This is a genomic window from Streptomyces silaceus (assembly GCF_001419745.1).
Classification (GTDB): Bacteria; Actinomycetota; Actinomycetes; order Streptomycetales; family Streptomycetaceae; genus Streptomyces; species Streptomyces silaceus.
The window spans coordinates 1-22,977 of sequence record NZ_LIRJ01000197.1 but is presented as its reverse complement, the minus strand read 5'-3'; the positions used below and the strand labels follow the sequence as shown (position 1 = coordinate 22,977).

At 72.5% G+C, this 22,977-nt stretch carries 16 protein-coding genes; 9 read left to right on the top strand and 7 right to left on the bottom strand.

All coding sequences use genetic code 11. The annotated features are described in order from the left end of the window. Both AOK22_RS19590 and AOK22_RS19585 read right to left on the bottom strand, forming a co-directional pair. Positions 1 to 1,459 (bottom strand): ATP-dependent helicase (locus tag AOK22_RS19590; RefSeq protein WP_157872262.1); only part of this gene is annotated, 1,459 nt, incomplete at its 3' end. A gap of 167 nt (positions 1,460 to 1,626) precedes the next feature. Continuing rightward, positions 1,627 to 2,136 carry an MGMT family protein gene (locus AOK22_RS19585; protein WP_167357861.1) on the bottom strand — a complete coding sequence of 170 codons (510 nt, stop codon included), beginning with the start codon at positions 2,134 to 2,136 and terminating at the stop codon, positions 1,627 to 1,629. A 176-nt stretch (positions 2,137 to 2,312) separates the two neighbouring features. Between AOK22_RS19585 and AOK22_RS19580 the strand changes: the two genes are divergently transcribed. Continuing rightward, on the top strand, positions 2,313 to 5,204 hold the full coding sequence (locus tag AOK22_RS19580) for a lysylphosphatidylglycerol synthase transmembrane domain-containing protein (RefSeq protein WP_055699980.1): 2,892 nt from the start codon (positions 2,313 to 2,315) through the stop codon (positions 5,202 to 5,204). Positions 5,205 to 5,250: 46 nt separating this feature from the next. Here the strand turns inward: AOK22_RS19580 and AOK22_RS19575 are convergent, their stop codons facing one another. After that, on the bottom strand, positions 5,251 to 6,018 hold the full coding sequence (locus AOK22_RS19575) for a YwiC-like family protein (RefSeq protein WP_055699979.1): 768 nt from the start codon (positions 6,016 to 6,018) through the stop codon (positions 5,251 to 5,253). A gap of 176 nt (positions 6,019 to 6,194) precedes the next feature. Between AOK22_RS19575 and AOK22_RS19570 the strand changes: the two genes are divergently transcribed. From AOK22_RS19570 to AOK22_RS19535, 8 genes are all read left to right on the top strand, one after another. After that, on the top strand, positions 6,195 to 9,857 hold the full coding sequence (locus AOK22_RS19570; protein ID WP_425264045.1) for a nitrate reductase subunit alpha: 3,663 nt from the start codon (positions 6,195 to 6,197) through the stop codon (positions 9,855 to 9,857). A gap of 21 nt (positions 9,858 to 9,878) precedes the next feature. Beyond that, positions 9,879 to 11,411, top strand: a complete 1,533-nt coding sequence (narH, locus tag AOK22_RS19565; protein WP_055699977.1) for a nitrate reductase subunit beta — start codon at positions 9,879 to 9,881, stop codon at positions 11,409 to 11,411. Further along, positions 11,408 to 12,073 (top strand): nitrate reductase molybdenum cofactor assembly chaperone, encoded by a 666-nt coding sequence (narJ, locus tag AOK22_RS19560; protein WP_063795295.1) that lies wholly within the window; start codon positions 11,408 to 11,410, stop codon positions 12,071 to 12,073. Before narH ends, narJ begins: the two co-directional genes overlap by 4 nt. Further along, entirely contained in the window at positions 12,073 to 12,795 is a 723-nt protein-coding gene (gene narI, locus AOK22_RS41930; protein WP_055699976.1) for a respiratory nitrate reductase subunit gamma, read from the top strand. Before narJ ends, narI begins: the two co-directional genes overlap by 1 nt. After that, on the top strand, positions 12,792 to 14,006 hold the full coding sequence (locus AOK22_RS41925) for a TIGR04053 family radical SAM/SPASM domain-containing protein (RefSeq protein ID WP_244164891.1): 1,215 nt from the start codon (positions 12,792 to 12,794) through the stop codon (positions 14,004 to 14,006). The genes narI and AOK22_RS41925 overlap by 4 nt, the downstream gene beginning before the upstream one ends. Then, entirely contained in the window at positions 14,003 to 15,433 is a 1,431-nt protein-coding gene (hemG, locus tag AOK22_RS19545; RefSeq protein ID WP_244164889.1) for a protoporphyrinogen oxidase, read from the top strand. The genes AOK22_RS41925 and hemG overlap by 4 nt, the downstream gene beginning before the upstream one ends. A 209-nt stretch (positions 15,434 to 15,642) precedes the next feature. Continuing rightward, entirely contained in the window at positions 15,643 to 17,199 is a 1,557-nt protein-coding gene (locus AOK22_RS19540) for an alpha/beta hydrolase (RefSeq protein ID WP_055699975.1), read from the top strand. A 64-nt stretch (positions 17,200 to 17,263) separates the two neighbouring features. Then, positions 17,264 to 18,805: an alpha/beta hydrolase gene (locus AOK22_RS19535; protein ID WP_055699974.1), complete on the top strand. Its 1,542-nt coding sequence runs from the start codon at positions 17,264 to 17,266 to the stop codon at positions 18,803 to 18,805. Positions 18,806 to 18,889: 84 nt separating this feature from the next. Here the strand turns inward: AOK22_RS19535 and moeZ are convergent, their stop codons facing one another. The 4 genes from moeZ to AOK22_RS19515 all read right to left on the bottom strand — a co-directional run. Further along, positions 18,890 to 20,068, bottom strand: coding sequence for an adenylyltransferase/sulfurtransferase MoeZ (gene moeZ, locus AOK22_RS19530; protein ID WP_055699973.1), 1,179 nt, complete (start codon positions 20,066 to 20,068; stop codon positions 18,890 to 18,892). Positions 20,069 to 20,131: 63 nt separating this feature from the next. Then, positions 20,132 to 20,881, bottom strand: coding sequence for a spherulation-specific family 4 protein (locus AOK22_RS19525; RefSeq protein ID WP_055699972.1), 750 nt, complete (start codon positions 20,879 to 20,881; stop codon positions 20,132 to 20,134). Beyond that, on the bottom strand, positions 20,869 to 21,822 hold the full coding sequence (locus AOK22_RS19520; RefSeq protein ID WP_055699971.1) for an NAD-dependent epimerase/dehydratase family protein: 954 nt from the start codon (positions 21,820 to 21,822) through the stop codon (positions 20,869 to 20,871). Before AOK22_RS19520 ends, AOK22_RS19525 begins: the two co-directional genes overlap by 13 nt. A 145-nt stretch (positions 21,823 to 21,967) precedes the next feature. After that, on the bottom strand, positions 21,968 to 22,977 hold a 1,010-nt coding region (locus tag AOK22_RS19515), incomplete at its 5' end, for a hypothetical protein (RefSeq protein WP_055699970.1).

Genomic DNA, 22,977 nt, shown 5'->3' with positions numbered 1-22,977 from the left:
CAGCTCCTCCGGCACCACCACCGGACGCCTCCCCCTCAGAGCCCCCCGCCTCCGACACCACCGCCGTCGCCACCACCCGCAGCGCCGTCAGCAGAGGCGTCACCGCGGGCTCGTGGCGCAGGGCGATGTCGTCGCCGTCGATCTCCAGGGGGACGCCCGCCGCGCTGAGGCTGCGGCGGACCGCGGGGATCGTGCGGGCGCCCGCGCGGACGAGGACCGCCATGTCGCCCCAGGGAACGCCGTCCTCCAGGTGCGCGCGGCGCAGGATGTCCGCGATGTTGTCGAGCTCCGTGCCGGCCGTCGGGTACGTGTACACCTCGACCCGGCCGCCGTCCCTGACCGGCGTCAGCTCGCGGTGGGCCCGCACCTTCTCCGCGGGCAGCCTGGTCAGCGGCATGCGCGTGGTGAGCAGCCGGGTGGCGGCGAGGAGCCCGGCGCCCGACCTGCGGGACGTCGTCAGGACCTCGACCCGCGCCGGGGTGCCGTCCGCGCGCGGGAAGGCGTGCGGGAACTCCAGGATGCCGTTCACGTCGGCGCCCCGGAAGGTGTAGATCGACTGGTCGGGGTCGCCGAACGCGACCAGGGTCCGGCCGCCGCCCGCGAGCGCGTCCAGCAGCCGCACCTGCGCCGGGTCGGTGTCCTGGTACTCGTCCACGAAGACCGCGTCGTACTGCGCGCCGAGCGCCCGCGCCACGTCGGGGCGGCGCGCGAGCAGCACGGCGCGGTGGACCAGTTCCGCGTAGTCGAGCACGCCCTGGAGGTCGAGCACGTCCAGGTACTCGGCGAGGAAGGCCGCCGCCGCGCCCCAGTCGGGCCGGCCGATGCGGCGGGCGAAGGCGTCCAGGGCGTCCGGGCCGAGGCCCAGCTCGCGGCTGCGGGCGAGCACCGCGCGCACCTCGTCGGCGAAGCCGCGGGTGGTGAGGCAGGCACGCAGCTCGTCCGGCCAGCGGATGCGGCCGCGGCCCTCCTGGGCGAGGTCCAGGTGGCCCGCGAGCAGCTCGCGCACCGCCACGTCCTGTTCGGGGCCCGACAGGAGCCGCAGGGGCTCCACGAACAGGTCGGCGTCCTGGTGGGCGCGGACGAGGGCGTAGCAGAAGGAGTGGAACGTCGTGGCCTGCGGGGCGCGCGCCGCCCCGATGCGCAGCGCCATGCGGTCGCGCAGCTCCACCGCGGCCTTGCGGCTGAAGGTGAGCACGAGGATCCGCGCGGGATCGCCGCCCTGGGCGACCCGCGCGGCGACGGCCTCGACCAGGGTGGTGGTCTTGCCCGTGCCGGGCCCGGCGAGCACCAGCAGCGGTCCGCCCTTGTGGTCAACCACCGCGCGCTGACCTGCGTCCAAGCGAGGGGGATCCGACGGTCCCCGCTGCGTACGCACCAGTCGGTAGGCACCCGAGGTCGCCTGTCGTACCTGGTGGTTCGACGGGTTCCGGAGGTGCCGGGCGGAAGAAGGGGAACTCACGTGGGTCGCCGGTCCTGGTGGGTGTGCTGGTCGAAGAGCGGCTGCGCGGTGGCCGCGGGGTGAGGGGGATGCGTGCTGTCGACGCTACGCCAGTGGGCGTGGAGGACGCGTGGCTTCCCCCGTACGGGCCACCGGTCCCCCGTCGGGCCGCCGGATGCCGGAAGCTGTCAGGTGTGAGCCTCCGGAGCCTGCGGTCGAGCGTCGTCCGCGGCGTCGCCTTCCGCGCCGCCGCCCGGCCCCCGGCCGCCCGCGGGCCCGTCGCCGGCTCCCCCGCCGGCCGCCGCCACGTCCCCGCCGTCCCAGCGCGCCCGCCGCATGTCGAGCTTCGGCAGATGCCCCTGGGCGGCACGCGAGGCCTCCCGCAGCGGGGTGCCCTCCGCGCGGTACTGCTCCAGGGCACGCAGTTCGTGGCCCGACAGCAGCGCGCCGTCCGAGCGCACGACACGCCACCACGGAACGCCTCCTCCGTAGAGGGCCATCACGCGTCCGACCTGTCGGGGGCCGCCTTCCTCCAGCCACTCGGCGATGTCTCCGTACGTCATCACCCGGCCCGGAGGGATCAGCTCCGCGACGTCGAGGACCCGCTCCGCGTACTCCGGCAGCGCCTGGTCCGCGGAGTCGGGCGGCACCTGTCCCATCCGGCTCTCCTGTCGGCTCACCTCGCTCATCCGGTCCATCCTGCCGCACGCCACCGACACCGTGTCCGGCCCGGCGCGGAGCGTGTCCCGGGTCGGGCGGACGGGCGGGCGCGGGGGCGCAAAGTGTCGTTTCGTGACCACTTCGCATCCTTGCGTTGCCCCCTGATGCCCCCCTCTGGGAGTCGGACGTGCCACCATCGTGCGGGCGGTGACTGGTGATACGAGATCAAGAAGAGACGACGGAGCGGCAGGGCGTGCATCCCGATGAGAAGGCGGGCACCTCTGCGTCCGAGTCACACCTGGACACCGGTGAGCGCGCCCTGAAGACCGAGAAGACCGAGAAGACCGACACGACCGGGACCGAACACGACGGCGCCGGACAGGACGGCACCGCGCACGGCGCCGAGAACGACGGCACCGCGCACGACGGCTGCGCCGACGGCGACGACGCGCACACCGACCGCGTCGCCCGCGACGAACCGCTGCTCTCCGCGCGCGTGCACCGACCGTCCGACCTCATGCGGCTGCTCGTCGGCATCCTCGCCATCGCCGTGCTCCTGGCGATCGCCGCGTTCGCGCACGGCACCACGTCCGGGCTCGAACAGGACATCGACAAGGGCACGGACCAGGCGCCCGACCTGCTGATCAAGGTGGCAGGGCTGGTCGCCAGCATCGGCGTGCTGCTCGTCCCCGTGGCGTTCGCCATCGAACGTCTGATCAAACGGGACGGGCTGCGCATCGCCGACGGCGTCCTGGCCGCCGTCCTCGCGCACGGCGTGACGCTGGCCACCGACCTCTGGGTCGCGAAGGCCGCCCCCGGCTCCATCCAGGACGCGCTCACCAAGCCGTCCCCCGCCGACGTCCACGCGTTCACCGATCCGGTGCACGGCTATCTCGCGCCCGTCATCGCGTACATGACGGCCGTCGGCATGTCGCGCAGACCGCGCTGGCGCCTGGTGCTGTTCGTGGTGCTGCTGCTCGACGCGTTCACCATGCTCGTCACCGGCTACACGACGCCGTTCTCGATCATCCTCACCGTGCTGATCGGCTGGGCCGTGGCGTACGGCACGCTGTACGCGGTCGGCTCGCCTAACGTGCGGCCCACCGGGCAGACGCTGCTCGTGGGCCTGCGGCACGTCGGCTTCCACCCCGTGAGCGCCGCCCGCGAGGAGTCCCCCGACAGCGAGCACGGCGACCGCGGCCGCCGGTACTTCGTCACGCTGGAGGACGGACCGCCCCTGGACGTCACGGTCATCGACCGCGAGCAACAGGCGCAGGGCTTCTTCTACCGCGTCTGGCGCAGGCTCACGCTGCGCGGCATCACCCAGCGGCGCAGTCTCCAGTCGCTGCGGCAGGCCCTGGAGCAGGAGGCCCTCCTCGCGTACGCGGCCATCGCGGCGGAGGCGAACGCGCCCAAGCTGATCGCCACCTCCGAGCTCGGCCCCGACGCCGTGATGCTCGTCTACGAGCACACGGGCGGCCGCTCCCTGGACTCGCTGCCGGACGAGGCCGTCACCGACGAGCTGATGTGCGAGACCTGGCGGCAGGTGAAGGCCCTGCAGTCCCGGCGCATCGCGCACCGCAGGCTCGCGGGTGACGCGATCCTGGTGGATCGTTCCGGCACCGTGATCCTCACGGATCTGCGCGGTGGCGAGATCGCCGCGGGCGATCTGGTCCTGCGCATGGACATCGCACAGCTCCTGACGGCCTTCGGGCTGCGCGTGGGCGCCGAGCGCGCGGTCGCGTCGGCCGTCGAGGTCCTCGGCCCGGACGCGGTCGCCGACTGTCTGCCGCTGCTCCAGCCCATCGCCCTCACCCGCTCCACCCGCGCCACCCTGCGCAAGCTGGCCCGCGAACGCTCGCAGCGCGAGCGCGAGGCGGTCCTGGAGGCCTCCCGCAGGGCCAAGCAGGCCCGTGCGGAGGAGGCGGGCGCCGTCGCCGCCTCCGTCGAGGGAGAGCGCGCCGAGGCGCACGCCGCCGTACCCGCCGACCCGCGCGCGGGCAAGCAGGCCCAGAAGCAGGAGAAGCAGGCCGCCAAGCAGGAGCGGCAGGCCGAGAAGCAGGCCATAGACGACGCCCTGGAGCAGGCCCGCGAGGAGGACCTGCTCACGCAGATCCGCCACCAGGTGCTGCTCATCCGCCCGACGGCGCCGGTCGAGCCCGCGCAGTTGGAGCGGATCAGGCCGCGCACGCTGATCAGCTTCATCGCCGGCGCGATCGGCGCGTACTTCCTGCTGTCGCAGCTCACGCACGTCGAGTTCGGCACGCTCTTCCAGGAGGCCCAGTGGGGCTGGGTGGCCGCCGCGGTCGGGTTCTCCGCGCTGAGCTACTTCGCCGCCGCGATGAGCCTGCTGGGCTTCGTGCCGGAGCGGGTGCCGTTCCTGCGGGCGGTGGCGGCGCAGGTCGCCGGGTCGTTCGTGAAGATCGTGGCGCCCGCCGCGGTCGGCGGTGTCGCGCTCAACACGCGGTTCCTGCAGCGCTCGGGCGTGCGCTCGGGGCTCGCGGTGGCGAGCGTCGGCGCGTCGCAGCTCTTCGGGCTCGGCTCGCACATCATGCTGCTGCTCGTCTTCGGCTATCTGACGGGCACGGAGAAGACGCCGTCGTTCACGCCGTCCCGCACGGTCATCGCGGGTCTGCTGTCGGTCGCGGTGCTCGTCCTCGTGGTGACCGCGATCCCGTTCCTGCGGAAATTCGTCGTCACGCGCGTGCGGTCGCTCTTCGCGGGTGTCGTGCCGCGCATGCTGGACGTGCTGCAGCGGCCGCAGAAGCTGCTCACCGGCATCGGCGGCATGCTGCTGCTCACCCTGATGTTCGTGCTCTGTCTGGACGCGTCGGTACGGGCCTTCGGCAACGGCCAGCTGTCGTCGCTGAGCCTCGCGAGCGTCGCCGTGGTCTTCCTCGCGGGCAACGCGCTGGGGTCGGCGGCGCCGACGCCGGGCGGTGTGGGCGCGGTCGAGGCGACGCTGACCTTCGGTCTGATCGCGGTGGGCGTGCCCAAGGACGTGGCGGCGCCGGCGGTGCTGCTCTACCGGCTCCTGACGCTGTGGCTTCCGGTGCTTCCGGGGTGGCTGTTCTTCAACCACCTCACAAGGAAGGGGTGGCTCTGAGGGCGGCTCCTCCGTAGAGGACGCCTTCGGGGCCCGGCGGGCGCGCTCAGAACAGCATCAGCAGCGCCGCCAGGAGCAGCACGGCTCCGACGACCTCCACGGCGCCGACCACCGGCACCTTGACGCCCTTCCCCGGCAGCAGCGCCGCGCGGGCCAGGTAGGCCGCGAAGAGGACCGCGAGCCAGGGGCTGAGCGCGTACGCCGCCGGGACGGCGAGCGCGTGGTACGCCACCGACGCCCAGTAGTGGGACCGTGAGTCGCGCTCGCGGATCATCGTCTTCACGTACGGCACCGTGCCCGCGAAGAACAGCAGGCAGGCGAGGGCGGGGCGCCGGCCGTCGGCGAGGGTGCCGCCGCCCACGTGGAGCGTGACCAGGAGCATGCCGCAGGCGGGGACCACCGCGGCCAGGCCGTTCACGAGGGCCCGCTCCTCGTTCCGCCAGGCGTAGTACGTGTTCACGGCGACGAAGGGCGCGGCGCAGCCGGCCGCGAGCAGCAGCCAGGGGTACGCGAACACCAGCGGCACCCCGCAGGCCGCGCACACGGCCGCCGAGACCAGGGCGGGGCGCACGTGGCGGCGCGGGGCCCTGGGGTTGCGCGAGAGGCGGCGCAGCCGGATCCACTGCTGGCCGTGGAAGGCAGCGACGTACCCCGCCAACCACGCCACGAGCAGCGGCAGGTGGGCCCAGCGGGGGCCCGCGTCCGGCCCGTGGCCGAGGAACACGCCCGCCGCGAAGGGCACCGCGAGCATCGCCCACGCGCCGTGCTGGTTCGGCAGCCACGAGCGCAGCGCGCCCTTCTTCTTCCTGCCCATGCGTTCAGCGTCTCAGCACAGGGCCCGGAATATTCCGGAAAGAGGTCACCCCCTCACGGGACCTAAGTCCCCGGGGTCCCAACCTCCTCCAGGCTTAGGGTCGTTGCAGGCAGCACGTGCCGTGCTCCATTTCTTCGTGACGGCCGGGAGATGTGACGTTGCAGCAGAGGAAAGACATCGCTGAGACGCTCGTGAAGGCCGGGAGTTTCTTCCGTGCCGCCGAGACATCCGAGGATCTGCACCGCGTGCAGCACATCGGGGGCCGGGACGGCGAGGCGTTCTACCGCGACCGATGGAGTCACGACAAGGTCGTGCATTCCACGCACGGCGTGAATTGCACGGGCTCGTGCCGCTGGAAGGTGTACGTCAAGGACGGCATCATCACCTGGGAGACCCAGGCCACGGACTATCCGTCGGTGGGCCCCGACCGTCCCGAATACGAACCCCGCGGCTGCCCGCGCGGCGCCTCCTTCTCCTGGTACACGTACTCGCCGACGCGCGTCCGCTATCCGCATGTGCGCGGAGCCCTTCTGGAGATGTACCGGGAGGCGAAGGCACGGTTGAAGGACCCGGTGCTCGCCTGGGCCGACATCCAGGCGGACCCCGAGCGCCGGCGGCGCTACCAGCGGGCGCGCGGCAAGGGCGGCCTGGTGCGGGCGAGTTGGGACGAGGCCGTGGAGATCGTGGCGGCCGCGCACGTCCACACGATCAAGGAGCACGGTCCGGACCGGGTCGCCGGCTTCTCCCCCATTCCCGCGATGTCGATGGCGTCGCACGCGTCCGGCGCCCGTTTCCATTCCCTCATCGGCGCCCCGATGCTGTCCTTCTACGACTGGTACGCGGATCTTCCGGTCGCCTCTCCGCAGGTATTCGGCGACCAGACCGACGTACCGGAATCGGGCGACTGGTGGGACGCCGCCTATGTGATGATGTGGGGCTCGAATGTCCCGGTGACGCGGACGCCGGACGCGCACTGGATGACGGAGGCGCGTTATCGGGGGCAGAAAGTCGTCACCGTGTCACCGGATTTCGCGGACAACACGAAGTTCGCCGACGAGTGGATGCATCCGCACCCCGGCACCGACGGCGCACTCGCCCTCGCGATGGGCCACGTGATCCTCAAGGAGTTCTTCGTCGAGCGGCAGACGCCGTTCTTCCAGGACTATGTGCGCCGCTATACGGATCTGCCCTTCCTGGTCACGCTCGACGAGACCGAAAAGGGCCTGGTGCCGCACAAGTTCCTCACCGCGGCCGATCTCGGCGGTGACCACGCGCAGGCCGAGAACGCCCGGTGGAAGACCGTCCTGATCGACGACGTGACGGGCGAGCCGACGGTCCCGAACGGCACGCTCGGCCACCGCTGGGGCTCCTCGGAGCAGCCCGACTGGAACCTCGACCTCGGCGACACCGTGCCCCGGCTGACCCTCTACGGAGAGGACACCGCGGAGATCGTCCTGCCGCGCTTCGAGGACGCCACGAGCGGTGACGGCGACACCGGTGTCATACGCCGCGGAGTCCCCGTGCGCCGCATCGGCGACCGGCTCGTCACCACCGTCCACGACCTGATGCTCGCCCAGTACGGCGTCCCGCGCGCGGGGCTGCCCGGCGAGTGGCCCACCTCCTACGAAGACGCCTGCCAGCCCGGCACCCCGGCCTGGCAGGAGACGCTCACCTCCGTTCCCGCGGCGCAGGCCACGCGCGTGGCGCGGGAGTTCGCCGAGACGGCGGAGGCCTCACAGGGCCGCTGCATGATCCTCATGGGCGCGGGCACCAACCACTGGTTCCACTCGGAGCCCATCTACCGCGCGTTCCTCGCCCTGCTCACCCTCACGGGCTGCCAGGGGCGCAACGGCGGCGGATGGGGGCACTACGTAGGGCAGGAGAAGTGCCGTCCGGTGACCGGCTGGGCGACGCTGGCGAGCGCGTCCGACTGGGGGCGCCCGCCCCGGCACATGATCGGCGCGGGCTGGTTCTATCTGCACACCGACCAGTGGCGCTACGACACGCTGCCCGCCGAGTCCCTCGCCTCTCCCCTGGGGGACGGCCGGTTCGAGGGGATGACCGGCGCCGACTGTCTGGCCGCGTCCGCGCGCATGGGCTGGATGCCGTCGTACCCGACGTTCGACCGCAACCCCCTGGACCTCGGCGAGGGCGAGGACCCCGTCGCGAGCGCCGTGGCCGAGCTCAAGGAGGGCACGCTGGGCTTCGCGGGCGAGGACCCGGACGCGCCCGGCAACTGGCCGCGCGTGCTCAACGTATGGCGCGCGAACCTGCTCGGCTCGTCGTCCAAGGGCAACGAGTACTTCCTCAAGCATCTGCTCGGCACGCACTCCAACCTGCCCGACGACGGGCCGCGTTGCGCGCCGCGCGACGTGAAGTGGCACGCCGAGGACGTCGAGGGCAAGCTCGATCTGCTGCTGTGCCTCGACTTCCGGATGACGTCCACGACGCTGCTCTCCGACGTCGTCCTGCCGGCCGCCACCTGGTACGAGAAGCACGACCTGTCGTCCACCGACATGCACCCCTTCCTGCACGCGTTCACACCCGCCGTGGACCCGCCGTGGCAGGCGCGCACCGACTACGACACGTTCCTCGCCGTGGCCCGGCGCTTCGGCGAGCTGGCGGGCGAGCACCTGGGGGTGCGCCGCGACCTCGTCGCCACCGCGCTGCAGCACGACACCCCTGGCGGCGAGATGGCGCAGCCCGGCGGGGTCGCGCTCGACTGGTCGAAGGGCGAGTGCGAGCCCGTCCCGGGGCGCACCATGTACAACCTCGCGGTCGTGGAGCGCGACTACGGAGCGGTCGGCGAGAAGTTCGCGGCGCTCGGGCCGCTGGTCGACAGGCTCGGCGTCACCACGAAGGCGGTCACCTTCGACGTCGCCGAGGAGGTCGCGTACCTGAAGGAGAAGAACGGCACGGTGCGCGGCGGCGTCGCCGACGGCAGGCCCCGCCTGGACACCGCCCAGCGGGCCTGTGAGGCGATCCTGTCGCTGTCCGGGACCTCCAACGGCCGCCTGGCCACGCAGGGCTTCGAGACGCTGGAGAAGCGCGTCGGGACGGAGATGGCGCACCTGGCGGCGGAGGCCGAGGGCAAGCGGATCACGTTCGCGGACACCCAGGCGCGTCCGGTGCCGGTCATCACGTCCCCGGAGTGGTCGGGCAGCGAGTCCGGAGGCCGCCGCTACACCGCGTTCACCGTCAACACCGAGCACCTCAAGCCCTGGCACACGCTCACCGGGCGCCAGCACTTCTTCATCGACCACGACTGGATCCACGAGGTCGGCGAGGCGCTGCCCGTCTACAAGCCGCCGCTGAACATGCACCGCCTCTACGGAGAGCCCGAGTTGGGTTCCCGGACCGACGGCGGCGAGACGGGCGCCAAGGAGGTCGCCGTGCGCTTTCTGACCCCGCACAACAAGTGGGCGATCCACTCCCAGTACCAGGACAACCTCTACATGATGACGCTCGGCCGCGGCGGACAGACCGTGTGGATGTCCCCGCAGGACGCCGAGGCCATCGGGGTCGCGGACAACGAGTGGATCGAGGCCGTCAACCGCAACGGCGTGATCACGGCCCGCGCGATCGTGTCCCACAAGATGCCCCCGGGGACCGTCTACATGAACCACGCCCAGGAGCGGACCGTCGGCGTCCCCAAGACGGAGAAGACCGGGCGGCGCGGCGGCATCCACAACTCCCTGACCCGGATCATGCTCAAGCCCACCCATCTCGTGGGCGGCTACGCCCAGTTGACGTGGGCCTTCAACTACCTCGGCCCGACCGGCAACCAGCGCGACGAGGTGACGGTCATCCGCCGCCGCTCGCAGACCGTGTCCTACTAGAAAGCACGGAGTACCGATCCCATGCGCGTGATGGCCCAAGTAGCCATGGTCATGAACCTCGACAAGTGCATCGGCTGCCACACCTGTTCGGTCACCTGCAAGCAGGCGTGGACGAACCGCAAGGGCACCGAGTACGTCTGGTTCAACAACGTCGAGACGCTTCCCGGACAGGGCTATCCACGCCGCTGGGAGGACCAGGAGCGGTGGAAGGGCGGCTGGGAGCGCACCAGGTCCGGCCGGCTCCGGCTGCGGGCCGGAGGGCGCCTCAAGCGGCTCGGGCAGATCTTCGCCAACCCCGAACTGCCGGAGCTCTCGGACTACTACCAGCCCTGGACGTACGAGTACCGCAACCTCACCGACGCGCCCGCGGGCGACGACATGCCGGTCGCCAAGCCCGTCTCGCAGGTCACGGGCGAGCCCATCGGCACCATCGAGTGGGGCCCCAACTGGGACGACAACCTCGGCGGCGCCCCGGAGCACGGCCCCAAGGACCCCCTGGTGGAGAAGGTCCGCGACGAGGTCGGCGAGAAGATCCGCTTCGAGTTCGAGCAGAGCTTCATGTTCTATCTGCCGCGGATCTGCGAGCACTGCCTCAACCCCGCGTGCGTCTCGTCGTGCCCCTCCGGAGCGATGTACAAGCGCGAGGAGGACGGCATCGTCCTCGTCGACCAGGACCAGTGCCGCGGCTGGCGGATGTGCGTGTCCGGCTGCCCCTACAAGAAGGTCTACTTCAACCACAGCACCGGCAAGGCGGAGAAGTGCACGTTCTGCTTCCCGCGCGTGGAGGCGGGGATGCCGACGATCTGCTCGGAGACCTGCGTGGGCCGCATGCGCTATCTGGGCGTGATGCTGTACGACGCCGACAAGGTCACCGAGGCGGCCTCCGTGGAGGACGAGCACGACCTCTACCCGGCGCAGCTGGAGGCCTTCCTCGATCCGCGGGACCCGGCCGTCGCGGCCGCCGCGCGGGCGTCCGGCATCACCGAGGAGTGGCTCGACGCGGCCCGCCGCTCCCCCGTCTTCGACCTGATCCGCACCTACCAGGTGGCCCTGCCGCTCCATCCGGAGTACCGCACCCTGCCGATGGTCTGGTACGTGCCGCCGCTCTCCCCGGTGGTCGAGGCGGTCGCCGCCGCGGGCCGCGACGGGGAGGACGCGGGCAACCTCTTCGGGGCCGTCGACGCGCTGCGCATCCCCGTGGAGTACCTCGCCGAACTGCTCACCGCCGGCGACGTGTTCGCCGTCGACGCGGTGCTGCGGCGGATGGCCGCGATGCGCTCCTACATGCGGGGCATCAACCTCGGCCAGGAGCCGGACGAGACGATCGCGCGGGCCGTCGGGCTGACCGGTGAGGAACTCCAGGACATGTTCCGCCTCCTCGCCATCGCCAAGTACGAGGACCGGTACGTGATCCCGACGGCGGCGCGCGCGGACGCGGACGCCCTCTCCGACAGTCACCCGCTGGAGGACCCCCGGCAGACCGGCTGTCCCGTCGGCTACGAGACGTACGCCTCCAAGCCGCTCCTCAACATCGGCCGGAGGAAGAGCGCATGACCCCCGAAGCTGTCGTACGCCTGGTCGCGGGGCGGCTCCTGCAGTACCCCGACGAGCGCCTCTACGCCGACCTCGACCTGCTCGACGAGGCGGCCGGCCATCCCCGGCTGAGCGAATTCGTCGCCCACGCGCGCGTGCGGCGCCCCCTGGACCTCGCCGCGCACTACACGGACGTCTTCGACACCCGCAACCGCCGCTGTCTGTACCTCACCTGGTGGTCGGACGGCGACACCCGCAACCGCGGGCTCTCCCTGGTGCGCGTCAAGCAGGTGTACCGCGAGCACGGCCTGGAGTTCGACTCCGAGGAGCTGCCGGACTTCCTGCCGGTGCTCCTGGAGTTCGCCGCACGTGAGGAGGCCGCGGGCACCGCCCTCCTGGAGGAGCACCGGGCCGGACTCGAACTGCTGCGGCTCGCCGTCACCGATGTGGGCAGCCCCTACGCGCGCGTGCTCGAAGCGGTCTGCGGGACGCTCCCGGGGCCTTCTCCGAAGACGCGGGCCGAGGCGAAGGCACTGGCCCGCAGCGGGCCGCCCCGCGAGACCGTCGGCCTCGAACCCTTCGGCCCCGATGTCGACCTCCCCTGGCCCACCGTCCCCGCCGCGCCCGCAGCCGCCTCTGCCACATCCGCCGCCCGTGCCGCCCAGGAAAGGACCCCGGCCTGATGGACCTCCTCCTGTGGGGCGTCATGCCCTACGTAGCCGTCACCCTCCTGATCGCCGGCCTGTTCTGGCGGGCCCGCTACGACCGGTTCGGCTGGACCACGCACTCCTCGCAGCTGCGGGAGTCGCGCCTGCTGCGCATCGGCTCGCCGCTCTTCCACTTCGGCATGGCGTTCGTGGTGCTCGGCCATGTCGTGGGGCTCGTGATCCCGGACAGCTGGACCGACGCGGTGGGCGTCAGCGACCACACGTACCACCTGATGGCCGTCTCCACGGGCGCCGTCGCGGGTGTGGCCGCGGCCGTCGGCATCGGCATCCTCCTCTACCGGCGCCTGACCGTGCCCGCCGTCCGCAAGGCCACCCTCCGCAGCGACCACCTGATGTACACCGTGCTGCTCGGCGCGATGCTGCTCGGTCTGGTCGCGACCGTGCTCAACTCCTCCGGAGCGGTCGACTACAACTACCGCGAGGGCATCTCCGTCTGGTTCCGGAGCCTGTTCACGCTCCAGCCCGACTACCACCTGATGGGCGCGGCGCCGCTCGCCTTCAAGCTGCACATCGTCTTCGGTTTCGCGCTGTTCGCGCTGATCCCCTTCTCGCGGCTCGCGCACATCTTCAGCGCGCCCTTCAAGTACCTCTTCAGGCCGTACGTGGTCTACCGGCGCCGCGACCCGAAGCAGCTCGCGAACCGGGACCCGAAGCGCGGCTGGGAGCGGGTGTCGTGAGCCGGGTGGTGCGGCGCCCCCGGCACGACGTCGCCGAGCGCCCCTTCATCGTCATCTGGGAGACCACGCGCGCGTGCCCGCTCGCCTGTCTGCACTGCCGGGCCGAGGCGCAGCCCGCGCGGGACCCCCGCGAGCTGGACGGCGCGGACGCCCGCCGGCTGATGGACCAGATCGCGGCCTTCGGGAAGCCGAGCCCGCTCTTCGTGATCACCGGCGGCGACCCCTTCCAGCGCCCCGACCTCACCGACCTCATCGCCTACGGAACGGGCCTCGGGCTCCGGGTCGCCGTCTCCCCCTCCGGGACGCCGACGCTGGACCGGGCGAACCTGACGGCGGTGCGCGAGGCGGGTGCCGTCGCCCTCTCGCTGAGCGTCGACGGCTCCACGGCCGAGCGGCACGACGCGTTCCGGGGCGTGCCCGGGGTATTCGAATGGACGCTCGACGGCTGGCGCACGGCCCGTGAGCTCGGACTGAAGGTGCAGGTCAACACGACCGTCACCCGCGACAGCCTGGAGGACCTCGCGGACATCGCGGCCCTGGTGCGGCGCGAGGGCGCGATGCTGTGGAGCGGTTTCGTGCTGGTGCCGACCGGCCGCGGCGAACAGCTCTCCGCGCTCGCCCCCGACGAGGTCGAGGACGTCCTGCACTTCCTGTACGACACCGGCGCGGTGCTCGCCACCAAGACCACGGAGGGCCACCACTTCCGCCGTGTGGCGCTCCAGCGGACCCTCCTGGAGCGGCACGGCGAACAGCCCGAGCTGGGCCCCCTGTACGGGCGTCTGACGGCACGCGCGCGTGCGCTCGGTCTGCACGACGGCGAGCGGCGCGCGGTGCGCAGGCCGCCCATGGACGTCGGCTCGGGGCGCGGCTTCGTCTTCGTGTCGCACACCGGGGAGGTCCACCCCAGCGGCTTCCTGCCGCTGTCGGCGGGCAACGTGAAGCACCACCCGCTCCTCGACATCTACCGGGGCTCCGCGCTCTTCACGACGCTGCGCGACCCCTCCCTGCTCGGCGGCGCGTGCGGGCGCTGCGAGTTCAACTCCGTGTGCGGGGGCTCCCGTTCGCGCGCCTACGGGGCGACGGGGCGGGTGCTCGCCGCCGATCCCTGGTGCGCGTACGAGCCGGGCAGCTTCCCGTACCAGGACGAGCTGAGGGAACTGCTCTCCGAGGCGGCGCCCGGCGCGGCCCGTACAGAAAGAAGCACGGCATGAAGCGTTCGGTGATCGTCGTCGGCGGCGGCATCAGCGGTCTGACGGCCGCCTGGCGGCTGCGCGGCGACGCGGAGGTGACCGTCCTCGAGGGCGCCCTGCGGATCGGCGGCAAGCTGCGCACCGGGACCCTGGCGGGCGTCCCCGTCGACGAGGGCGCCGAGTCGCTGATGGCGCTGCGCCCCGAGGCCGTACGCCTCGCCGAGGAGGTGGGGCTCGGGGACGACCTGTGCGACCCGGCCCCCGCGCCGACCACCCTGTGGTCGCACGACGCGCTGCGCGCCCTGCCGCCGGGCCACGTCATGGGCATCCCGGCCGACCCCGACGCGCTGACCGGCACGGGACTGCTCTCCGACGAGGGCATCGCCCGGCTGCGCCACGAGGAGACGCTGCCCGTCGAGGCGCAGGGCGAGGACGTGTCCGTGGCCGAGTACCTCGCCGGGCGGCTCGGCCAGGAGGCCGTGGACCGGCTCGTGGAGCCACTGCTCGGCGGGGTCTACGCGGGCCGCCCCGACCGGCTCTCGCTGCGGGCCGCGCTGCCCCGCGTGGCCGCCGTCGCCGAACGCGGCGAGCCGCTCCTGGAGGCGCTGCGCCGGATGCGTACGTCCCCGGGCGGCGCCCCGCGCGCGGATGCCCCGCGGACCGTGCCCGTCCAGGGCCTGCGCGGCGGCGCCGGGCGGCTGCCGCTCGCCGTCGCCGAGGCCGCCGGCGCCCGCGTGCTCACCGGCACGCGCGCGCGGGAGCTGCAGCGGACCGTCTCCGGGCGGTGGCGGGTGCTCGCCGTGACCGGCGACGGTCCCCTGCTCCTGGAGGCGGACGCGGTGATCCTCGCCGTGCCCGCGTACGAGGCGGCGGAGCTGCTGCGGCCGCACGCGCCGCTCGCCGACGCCGACCTCGGGGCGATCCAGCACGCGAGCACCGCCGTGGTGACGATGGCGTTCCCCCGTACGAAAGCGCTCGCCCAGGGGGCGGGGCACGGGCACGCGCGCGTGCAGGCGCTGCCCGAGGGCAACGGCTTCCTGGTGCCCGCCGTCGAGGGGCGCACCATCAAGGCCGCGACCTTCCTGACCAACAAGTGGCACTGGCAGGGCGAGTCCGCGCCCGACCTCTTCCTGCTGCGCACCTCGATCGGCCGCGTCGCCGAGGAGCATCTGCTCGCCGTCACCGACCGCCGGCTCGTCCGGACCTCGGTCGACGAGCTGCACCGGGCCGTGGGCTCGATCGGCGAGCCCGTCGCCGCGCGGGTCACCCGCTGGGAGCGGGGCCTTCCGCAGTACGGCGTGGGGCACGTCGACCGGGTGGCCCGCGTGCGCGAGGCCGTCGGCAAGCTGCCGGGGCTCGCGCTGTGCGGGGCGGCGTACGAGGGCGTGGGCGTCGCCGCGTGCGTGGCGACGGGCACGGCCGCGGCCCGGCAGCTCCGCGAGGGCTGACACCGACCGGGTCCCCGGGCACACGGCCTCACCCTCGACCGGCTCCCCGGGCACCCCCCGACCGGATCCCGGCCCGCGCGGCGGCAGCACGCTCAGCCACTCGGCCAGCCGCACACACGGCCCCGCGCCCCGCCGCCCGCGCACCCGCCCACTCACCCGCACGGCCCGCGCCCCGAGCGCTCCGTCAGGACCCCCCGCAGGATGGGGACATGCCCAACATGTCCCCGTCGCGCACCACTGTCGCGGCCGCCACCGCCGTCCTGCTCGCCTCCGCCCTCGCGGCGTGCGGCGACAACGACACCAAGTCAGGCAAGGACGCGGACCTGACGGCCCAGGAGCTCTCGTGGGAGGACTGCCCGGCGCCGTCCGCCGCCGAGGGAGGCGGCGGCGCCCCCTCGCCGCTGCCCGGCGGCGCCGAGTGGCAGTGCGCCACCATGAAGGCGCCCCTCGACTGGTCGAAGCCGAAGGGCGACACGATCGACATCGCGCTGATCAAGGCCGCGGCGAGCGGCGACAAGGAAGACCGCATCGGCTCGCTCATCTTCAACTTCGGCGGCCCCGGCGGCTCCGGCATCACCACGCTGCCCGCCTTCGGTGACGACTACGCGAAGCTGCGCACCCGCTACGACCTGGTCAGCTTCGACCCGCGGGGCGTCGGCCGCAGCGCGGGCGTCGAGTGCGAGGACGACGAGCAGCTCGACACGTACTTCCAGCAGGACTCCACGCCCGACGACGACGCCGAGAAGAAGAAGCTCGTCGAGAACGTGAAGGCCTTCAACGGCGCCTGCGAGAAGAACTCCGGGAAGACCCTGCCGCACGTCCGCACCACCGACGCGGCCCGCGACATGGACCTCATGCGCCAGGTCCTCGGCGACGACAAGCTGCACTACTTCGGCATCTCGTACGGCACCGAACTCGGCGGCGTGTACGCACACTTGTTCCCCAAGAAGGTGGGCCGGGCCGTCTTCGACGCGGTCGTCGACCCCACCCAGACCGCCGAGGAGGGTTCCCTCGGCCAGGCCAAGGGCTTCCAGCTCGCCCTCGACAACTTCGCGAAGGACTGCACGTCCAAGGCGGAGGAGTGCCCCGTCGGAGACACGGAACAGGACGTCAAGGACCGGATCGCGAAGCTCCTCGAGGACCTGGACGCCAAGCCGATCACCGGCCTGCCGCCCCGGCAGCTGACCCAGACCGCGGCCACCAACGGCATCGCGCAGTCCCTGTACTCCCAGGACTTCTGGCCCTACCTCACCCAGGGCCTCGAAGAGGCGTACGAGGGCGACGGCAAGATCCTGATGCTGCTCTCCGACTCGATGAACGGACGCGGCGAGAACGGCGAGTACAGCAACATGCAGGCCGCCAACATCTCCATCAACTGCGCCGACGACAAAGCGCGTTACACCACCGACCATGTCGAGAAGAAGCTCCCCGCCTTCCGCGAGGCGTCGCCGCTGTTCGGCGACTATCTGGCGTGGGGCATGGTCGGCTGCACCGACTGGGCCGTCGAGGGGCAGGCGGACCACCCCGACGTCGCCGCCGCGGGCGCCCCGCCCATCGTCGTCATCGGCAACACCGGCGACCCGGCGACCCCCTACGAGGGCGCCCGCAAGATGGCGCAGGCGCTCGGCAAGGGCGTCGGCGTGGAGCTGACGTACAAGGGCCAGGGGCACGGCGCCTACGACAGCAAGAACCGGTGTGTGCGGGAGAACGTGGACGACTACCTGCTGAAGGGCACGGTCCCGAAGGCCGGGACGGTCTGCGGCTGATCGCTCCGCTGTCGGTGGCCCCGCCTACTATGGCCTGACTGTCTTCCGAGGGGGGAAGCGCTTCATGCAGCGTTTCGTACGGTCCGCGGCCCTGGCCGCCGCAGGAGTCCTGGTGGCGGGCCTGGCCGTCGGCTGCGGCGGCTCGTCCGACGGCGGGGGCGACGGCAAGGGCGGTTCCGGCGGCGGGCAGGGGCGGGGTGCCGGCAAGGACCTCGCCGCGCAGAAGCTGGACTGGGGCCGCTGCAAGGCCCCCGAGGGCGGCACCGCGCCGGGCGCCCAGTGGCAGTGCTCGACGCTCGAAGTGCCGCTGGACCACGCGAAGCCGGACGGCGAGACGATCGGCATCGCCCTGATACGCGCCAAGAGCACCGGCAAGGGCGACCGCATCGGCTCCCTCGTCTTCAACTTCGGCGGGCCGGGCGGCTCGGGCGTCTCCGGGCTCCCCTCCTTCGGCGACTCGTACGCGAAGCTGCGCGAGCGGTACGACCTGGTGAGCTTCGACCCGCGCGGGGTCGCCGGCAGCCAGGGCGTGCGCTGCCGCGACGACAAGGCGACGCAGGCGGCCGAGCGGCGCATCGACCTCACCCCGGACACCGCGGCCGAGGAGAAGGCGTACTTCGAGGACGCCGCGGACTTCGGCGCGGGCTGCGCGCGCGGCGCGAAGAAGCTCATCGGGCACATATCGACGACCGACGCGGCCCGTGACCTGGACCTCCTGCGCCAGGTCCTCGGCGACGACAAGCTGCACTACTTCGGCGTCTCGTACGGCACCGAACTGGGCGGGACGTACGCCCACTTGTTCCCCAAGCGCGTCGGCCGCCTCACCTTCGACGCGGTCGTCGACCCGACCGCGGACTCGGTCGGCCACGCGGAGAACCAGGCGCGGGGCTTCCAGCGCGCCCTCGACAACTACTTCACCTCCCGCGGCGTGGCCCCCGAGGAGGGCACCGCGAAGGTCGTGAAGCTGCTCAAGAAGCTGGACGCCGAGCCGATGCGGACCTCCGGCGATCGGAAGCTGACCGAGTCCCTGGCGAGCACCGGCATCCTGGTCACCCTCTACAGCAAGCAGTCCTGGCCGACGCTCAGCCGCGCCCTGGACGACGCGGAGCAGGGCGACGGCTCGACGCTGCTCCAACTCGCCGACGCCTACAACGAACGCGACCCCTCGGGCCGCTACGGCACGCAGAGCCACGCCCAGCGGGCGATCTCCTGCGTGGACTCCAAGGGGCGGACCACCCCGGAGGAGGCGAAGAAGAGCATGGACCGCTTCCGGGAGATATCGCCGGTCTTCGGCGAGTTCCTGGGCTGGGACACGGCGGGCTGGTGCCACGACTGGCCGGTGGCCGGGCTGCACGACTCCCCCGAGGTGAGCGCGCCGGGCGCCGCCCCCATCCTGGTCGTCGGCAACACCGGCGACCCGGCGACCCCCTACGAGGGCGCCCGCAAGATGGCGGACGAGCTCGGCAAGGACGTCGGCGTCCACCTGACGTGGAAGGGCGAGGGCCACGGCGCGTACGGCAACGGCAGCTCCTGCGTCGACGGGACGATCAACGACTACCTGCTGGACGGCAAGGTCCCGGAGGACGGCAAGGTCTGCGCGTCCTGAGGCGGCCCGCCTGCCGGTACGGCACGCCGACGGGGCCCGCACCTTGCGCAAGGTGCGGGCCCCGGAGCTCTTCAGGCGCTGCGCCTAGTAGACCGGCTTGTCGGGCTCGATCTGGTTGACCCAGCCGATCACGCCGCCGCCCACGTGGACCGCGTCCGCGAAGCCCGCGGACTTCAGCACCGCGAGGACTTCCGCACTGCGGACACCCGTCTTGCAGTGCAAGACGATCTTCTTGTCCTGCGGGAGGTCCTGGAGGGCGTTGCCCATGAGGAACTCGTTCTTCGGGATCAGCTTGGCGCCGGGGATCGAGACGATCTCGTACTCGTTGATCTCGCGGACGTCGATGATCTCGATGTTCTCGCCGTCGTCGATCCACTCCTTGAGCTGCTTGGGAGTGATCGTCGAGCCGGCCGCCGCCTCCTGGGCCTCCTCGGACACGACGCCGCAGAAGGCCTCGTAGTCGATGAGCTCGGTGACGGTGGGGTTCTCGCCGCAGACCGCGCAGTTCGGGTCCTTGCGGACCTTGACCTGGCGGTACTGCATCTCCAGGGCGTCGTAGATCATCAGGCGGCCGACCAGCGGCTCGCCGATGCCCGCGAGGAGCTTGATGGCCTCGTTGACCTGGATGGAGCCGATCGACGCGCACAGCACGCCGAGGACGCCGCCCTCGGCGCAGGAGGGGACCATGCCCGGCGGCGGGGGCTCGGGGTAGAGGCAGCGGTAGCACGGGCCGTGCTCGCTCCAGAAGACCGAGGCCTGGCCGTCGAAGCGGTAGATCGAGCCCCAGACGTACGGCTTGTTCAGGAGCACGCACGCGTCGTTGACCAGGTAACGCGTCGCGAAGTTGTCCGTGCCGTCGACGATCAGGTCGTACTGGGCGAAGATGTCCATCACGTTGTCGGCCTCGAGCCGCTCTTCGTGCAGGACCACGTTCACGTACGGGTTGATGCCGAGGACCGAGTCCTTCGCGGACTCCGCCTTCGAGCGGCCGATGTCCGACTGGCTGTGGATGATCTGGCGCTGCAGATTGGACTCGTCGACCTCGTCGAACTCGACGATGCCGAGGGTGCCGACACCGGCGGCGGCCAGGTACATCAGCGCCGGCGACCCCAGACCGCCGGCGCCCACACAGAGCACCTTGGCGTTCTTCAGCCGCTTCTGCCCGTCCATCCCGACATCCGGGATGATCAGGTGGCGGGAGTACCTGCGGACCTCGTCGACGGTGAGCTCAGATGCGGGCTCGACCAGGGGTGGCAGCGACACGGGGACTCCGTTGGTCGGTATTTCGGAACGGTTGTTCTGCGTGTAACACTGCCACGCCCTTCTTCATTCCGAGACACCTGTTCCGATACGCGAGACGATTTCGTCCCAGTACCCGGGCATGGCCTCCCAGGGGTCCCCGTGACCTCCCCGGTCCACGCGGTCGGTGAAGAAGATCGTCGAGGCCCCCTGCCAGCGCGCGATGCGCAGCGCCTCCTCCAGATGCCCGAGCGGCATGCCGTGCACGAAGTGGCAGAAGCGCTCGGGCGGATAGTCGGCGGTCCACTCGGCCACCTGCGACCAGCGGTAGTCGCTCCACGGGCCGGTGAAGGTCACCAACTGGTCGCCGGTTTCCGCGTATCCGGGGTACGGGTGGGTGCCGTGACCGAGCACGATGTGCGCGTCGTCGATCATCGCGCGCAGGGTCATGACGGTCCTGCGCACCTCCGGGAGCGCGGCCCGCTCCGTGGGGCAGCGGTCCAGCGAGAAGCCGTCGACCTGGTACCAGTCGAGGTAGCGGTGCGCCTCGGAGATCAGCTCGCCGAAGGGCCGGGCGCCGTACATCGTGTCGAGATGGCCGAGAACCCGGACGCCCACGTTCCGCAGCCGTCCCGCGGCCTCCAGGCAGTGCGGATCGGGCCGTTGCCCCGGCCCATTCGCGACATTGAGGACAACCCAGTTCAAAGGGGCGCCGGGGCGGGTGAGTTCGGCCCACTCCGCGGGGGCGACGAGCGGGTGCGCGAAGCCGGGGATGCCGAAGCCGATGCGTACGTCGGTACCGGCGGCACCCCTCGTGGTCCTGGTCAGATGCGGCATGCGGCCTCCATCCAGATATCGGCCAGTGACTCTTCGAGGTTGATCCGGGGCCGCCAGCCGAGCCGGTCGCGCGCCGTGCGCACGTCCGCCTGCTGCCAGCTGCCGCAGCCGTCGGGGTACGGGTAGGCGGCCGGGGCCCCGTGCTCTGATTCGCCGCGGGGGTGCCCGATGGATGGCCGTACGGGCACCTGGTCCAGTTCGTGCAGGGCGCCGCCGAAACCGGCGACGCGGGCCAGGACGGCGGCCGCGTCCCGGAGGCGCACGGCACGGCCCGAGCCGATGTTCACGACTCCCTGGGCGGCGGAGAGCGAGGCGGCGTGCACGGCGCGCGCCACGTCGCGCACGTCGACGAAGTCGCGCTGCACGCCGAGCCCGCCGAGCTTCAGCTCGCCGTCCCCCGCCTGCATCGCGCGCCGCATGGCCTCCGCGAGGCGCCCGAGCGGCGATCCGGCGGGCGTGCCGGGACCGGCGGGCGAGAAGACGCGCAGCACCACGGCGTCGAGCCCGGAGCCGAGCACCAGTTCCGTGGCGGCGAGCTTGCTGACGCCGTAGGGCCCGCCGGGCCGCGGCACGGCGTCCTCGGCGGTGGACGAGCCCGGCTGGCTCGGACCGTACTCGGCGCCGCAGCCCAGCTGCACGAGCCGCGCGCCGCAGCCGCTGCGGCGCAGGGCCTCGCAGACGGTGGCGACGGCGACGGTGTTGTGCCGGGTCAGCTCGCGGGCACCGCCCCGGGTGGCGCCCGCGCAGTTGATGACGACGCCCGGATGCACGGCGTCCAGGAAGCGGGTGAGCGCGCCGGGACTGCCGTTGGCGAGGTCGAACCGCACGTCCGAGTCGTCGCCGCGGCCGAGCGCGGTGAGCTGGACGGCCGGGTCGGCGAGCAGCCGGTCGGCGACGAACCGGCCGAGGTATCCGTTGGCTCCGATCAGCAGCACCCTCATCGGGCGCCTCCCGGGGTGGCCGCTCGGCGGCGGGTTCGGGTGGTCATCTGTCGTTCTCCTTCAGGGTGTTGCCGTGGGTCACGGGGTAAGGCCCGCGGTGTCGGCCCCGCGGGAGAGTGGTCTCGTCGGTCTGCGGAGGGGCGGCTCACGGCGCCTCGCCGGGGACCGCGTGGGCCGAGGCCAGGGTCAGCGTCCTGGCCGCGTGGACCAGGAGGGCGAGCGCGGCGGCGCCGCACGCGGCGGCCGGCACGACGCCGGGTCCCCAGGCGTCGACGGCGGCCTCGACGGGTGCGGCCAGCGCGCCGCACCCGGGCAGGCGGCCCGCGAACACCATGGCGAGCGCCGCCAGTTCGGCCGCTCCGGCGGCTCCGAGGAGCAGGGCCGGGGACCGGGTGAAGCCGTAGACGCCGAGCAGGCGCGCGAGCAGCAGCAGGGCGCCGAGCGCGCCCGCCCCGAGGAGCGCCGACGGGCCGCCGGGGGCGACGGGTTCGCCGCCCACACGGCCGAGCAGCGTGTCCGCCACGGCGAGCAGCGCCGCGAGCGCGCCGAGGAACAGCGCGAACACACCGAACAGCAAAGGCCGTACGGAGGAGGCGAAGTCGTCGAGGCCGCGGCTGGCGCCGAGTCGCCCCCGGGCGCGTACGGCGAAGAGGCGGGCGCACCAGACGGCCGGGGCGACGGCGAGGGCGAGTCCGAGGAGCCTGCCGACGGCGGGTTCCCAGAGGTCGCCGGGCCCGTCGGGGCCGCCCGCGACGGCGCCCCTCAACAGGCCGTCGCCGAGCAGGGCGTACGCGAGGAGCCAGCACGCCCACGCGCGCGTGGCCGGCAGCGGTTGGGCGACGGCGCGCAGCGGCCCGTACCGCAGGGCGGTCCGCAGGGCCGCGCCGACGGCGAGGGCACCGCCGAGCGCGACCGCGACGCGGGTGCCGCCCTCGGCGAGGCCGAGCGCCGCCACGGCCGCCGCGCACACCGCGCCGGGCAGCAGCGCGAACAGGGCCCATCCGGACGGCACTTGGGGTACGCCGCGTGGGGCGTCCCCCGCCGGTACGGCCAGGGCCGCACGCTCGGCGGTATCGTCACTGCGCGGTACGCGCGCGTACATCTCCTCGGCCAGGGCGAACACGTCACGGTGCCGGAACCGGGCGGCCGCCCGGT